Below are 3,196 nucleotides of genomic sequence, written 5' to 3'. Positions count from 1 at the left end.
GGCCGGAAACCGAGAAGGTTTCCGGCCACCCCGGCGGCTTTTCCCGTCCCGCGGTATTCCGGGGCGGCCGGTGGCTTTGCCGACCGGTACGCGGCCGGGAAAACCGAAGGGCCCGCGGCCAATACGGCCGCGGGCCCTTCGGGAACGGAATCGGACGTCGCTAAGCGTCCCGGCGAAGGCTCGGCTTCAGGTCCTTGAACCGGCCGAGGAGCCCATTCACGAAAGCGGGCGAATCGTCGGTCGAGAACTCCTTGGCGAGCTGTACGGCCTCGTCGAGGACGACCGCGTCGGGCGTGCCGTCGACCCAGACCAGCTCGTACGTGCCGAGCCGCAGGATGTTCCGGTCGACGACCGGCATCCGGTCCAGGGTCCACCCGACGGCGTACTGGGAGATCAGCTCGTCGATGCGGGCCGCGTACCGCTCGTAGCCCTCGACGAGCTCCATCGTGTACTCGCTCACCGGCGGCTGCCGGGTGTCGGTCCGCGAGTGGCGTACCCAGTCCGCGAGGACCGTCAGGACGTCGACGCCACGCTGGTCGGCCTCGAAGAGGATCTGGAAGGCGCGCTTGCGGGCCGTGTTACGGGCGGCCACGGTTAGCTGTTCACCCGGCCGAGGTAGCTGCTGTCGCGGGTGTCGACCTTGATCTTCTCACCGGTGGTGATGAAGAGCGGGACGTTGATCTGGTGGCCGGTCTCCAGGGTGGCGGGCTTGGTGCCGCCCGTGGAGCGGTCGCCCTGGACGCCCGGTTCCGTCTCCTGGATGGTCAGCTCCACGGCGGCGGGCAGCTCGACGAAGAGCACCTCGCCCTCGTGCTGCGCGACGGTGGCCTCGAAGCCCTCGATGAGGAAGTTCGCGGCGTCGCCGACGACCTTGCGGTCGATGTGGAGCTGGTCGTAGGTCTCCATGTCCATGAAGACGAAGTAGTCGCCGTCCATGTAGGAGAACTGCATGTCGCGCTTGTCGACGGTGGCCGTCTCGACCTTCACGCCGGCGTTGAAGGTCTTGTCGACGACCTTCCCGGAGAGCACGTTCTTGAGCTTGGTGCGCACGAAGGCCGGGCCCTTGCCGGGCTTGACGTGCTGGAACTCGACGACGGACCAGAGCTGGCCGCCTTCGAGCTTGAGCACCATGCCGTTCTTGAGGTCGTTCGTGGAAGCCACGGTTGCGGAATCTCCTGGACTGACGTGGACGACCCCGGGGGCGCGCGCACAGCTCTCGGGCTAGAGCGCGAGCAGTTCCTTGGTCGTGATGGTGAGTAGCTCGGGTCCGCCGTCCGCCTCGCAGCGAACGACGAGCGTGTCATCGATCCGGACCCCGCCCCGGCCCGGGAGGTGGACCCCTGGCTCGACGGTGACCGGCACGCAAGCGTCCAGTTTACCCATGGCCGCCGGGGCCAACTGAGGGTCCTCGTCGATTTCGAGGCCCACGCCGTGTCCGGTGCGCGGAGCGAGGCCCTCCGTGTACCCGGCGGCGTCCAGGACGTGCCGCGCCGCGCGGTCGACGTCGCGGTAGGCCGTGCCGGGCACGAGGGCCTCGCGGCCCGCCCGCTGCGCGGCGAAGACGACGTCGTACAGCTCGATCTGCCAGTCCGCGGGCGAGGTGCCGATCACGAAGGTCCGCCCGATCTCGCTGCGGTAGCCGCGGTACGAGGCCCCCAGGCACACCGAGAGGAAGTCGCCCTCCTCCACGCGCCGGTCGGTGGGGCGGTGGCCGCCGCGGCCCGAGTGCGGGCCGGTGGCGACGGAGGTCGGGAAGGCCGGGCCGTCGGCGCCGTGGTCGACGAGCCGCCGCTCCAGCTCCAGGGCGAGGTGCCGCTCGGTGCGCCCCACCAGGATGGACTCCAGCAGCTCCCCCAGGGCCTGGTCGGCGATCTCGGCGGCGATCCGCAGGCAGGAGATCTCCTCCTCGTCCTTCACCAGGCGTAGCTGCTCCACGCCGCGCGCCAGGTCGGTCAGGCGCAGCCGGGGCGCCACGGAGGCCAGGGCCCGGTGCCGGGTCACGGTCAGGTGGTGCTCCTCGACGGCGAGGAACTCCGCCGCCTGGGCCACGGCCTGCCCGGCCCCGGCGACCGCCGCGTCGCCGCCGGGCGTGTCGAGCACCCGTGTGGCCAGTCCCTCGTCGGGCCGCCCGGGCCCGGTCTCCTCCCCCGGCGGCCGGGGACAGAGCAGGACGTCCTCCGTCCGGCCGACCAGCAGGACGGCCCCGTCGGGCGCCGCGCCCGCGAGGTAGCGGACGTTGGCGGGCCGCGACACGAGAGCCGCCCCACCGCTCCCGCACCGTTCCCTGAGCCGCTCCCGCCGCGCCGCGTACACCTCTGACATGGGGCCGAGCCTATGAGCGCGGCTGTGTCCGGGCCGGTTCAGCGCGTCCGACCGGGCGTCGACGCCGCGCGGACGAGGGGTGGGCGCGTGACGGTTGACGGGGCACCTCGTGCCCGCCCCCAGGGCGGGGTCGCCCGCTACCCGCGGCCTCCCGCCGCCCCGGCGGCTACCACTTCGGCGGGCTCGTCAGGGCCCGGGCCAGGACCTCGTCCAGGAGGCGGGCCGTGGCGGGGACGTCGAGCTGGGAGTTGTCGATGATGGGCAGGCCCGAGCCGTACCAGCCGGCCATGCGGCCGTGGATGCGGGCCACCTCCTCGTCGCTGAGGCGGCGGTTGCCCGAGCGCTGGGCGTTGCGCTCCAGGACGACCTCAAGGCCGGGCAGGATCACGACGGGCAGCAGGCCGGGGCCCACGTGCCGCTTCCAGCCGCCGAGGCCGACGACCGGGCGGTCCGGGAAGACGGCGTCGTCCAGGACGCAGGAGATGCCGTTGGCCAGGAAGTTCCGTGCGGCGAAGCCGCAGGTGCGGCGGGCCAGGCGGTACTGCGCCTCGGAGTTGTCGTTCCACCCCGCCTGGGGGTCGGCGAAGCCCGAGCGCACCCATTCGCGCACGTCGTCGAGGCTGATGTGGGCCGTCGGCACGCGCCGGTGCTCGGCCCAGTACTTGGCGACGCTCGTCTTGCCCGCGCCCGCGGGGCCGATCAGGAGCACGGCGAGGGTCGTGGACCCCGTGTCGGCGGGCGCGGTGCCGGGCGGCGGGCTGGGCACCGCGACGGGGCCGCCGGGCGGGAGCTGGATGTGGCTCGTGGTGTCCCGGGCGGGCGGCACGGCGGCAGGGGCGTGCGGGGGCGCGGGGGCGTGGTGCTGCGCCTGGGG

Annotated in this window: 4 protein-coding genes; all 4 read right to left on the bottom strand. The window is 72.9% G+C overall.

Going from position 1 to position 3,196, the window contains the following annotated elements:
* Positions 1-160 precede the first annotated feature (160 nt).
* A complete protein-coding gene (gene nusB / locus IE330_RS38205; RefSeq protein WP_190140777.1) occupies positions 161-592 on the bottom strand; it encodes a transcription antitermination factor NusB in 432 nt (143 codons plus the stop codon).
* A gap of 2 nt (positions 593-594) precedes the next feature.
* The gene (gene efp / locus IE330_RS38200) at positions 595-1,161 is read right to left on the bottom strand and encodes an elongation factor P (RefSeq protein WP_190140776.1); all 567 of its coding nucleotides are present in this window, start codon (positions 1,159-1,161) and stop codon (positions 595-597) included.
* A gap of 60 nt (positions 1,162-1,221) precedes the next feature.
* Positions 1,222-2,322, bottom strand: coding sequence for an aminopeptidase P family protein (locus IE330_RS38195; protein WP_190140775.1), 1,101 nt, complete (start codon positions 2,320-2,322; stop codon positions 1,222-1,224).
* Between the two features lie 166 nt (positions 2,323-2,488).
* On the bottom strand, positions 2,489-3,196 hold a 708-nt coding region (locus tag IE330_RS38190), incomplete at its 5' end, for an AAA family ATPase (protein ID WP_229926230.1).

This window comes from Streptomyces longispororuber, from assembly GCF_014656095.1.
GTDB lineage: Bacteria > Actinomycetota > Actinomycetes > Streptomycetales > Streptomycetaceae > Streptomyces > Streptomyces longispororuber.
Note: the sequence above shows the minus strand (reverse complement) of the source record. Positions and strands in the feature narration are given on the sequence as shown.

Excerpts from the sequence above, each read along its gene's own strand:
- IE330_RS38195 (WP_190140775.1), bottom strand. The coding sequence starts at position 2,322 with ATGTCAGAGGTGTACGCGGCGCGGCGGGAGCGGCTCAGGGAACGGTGC.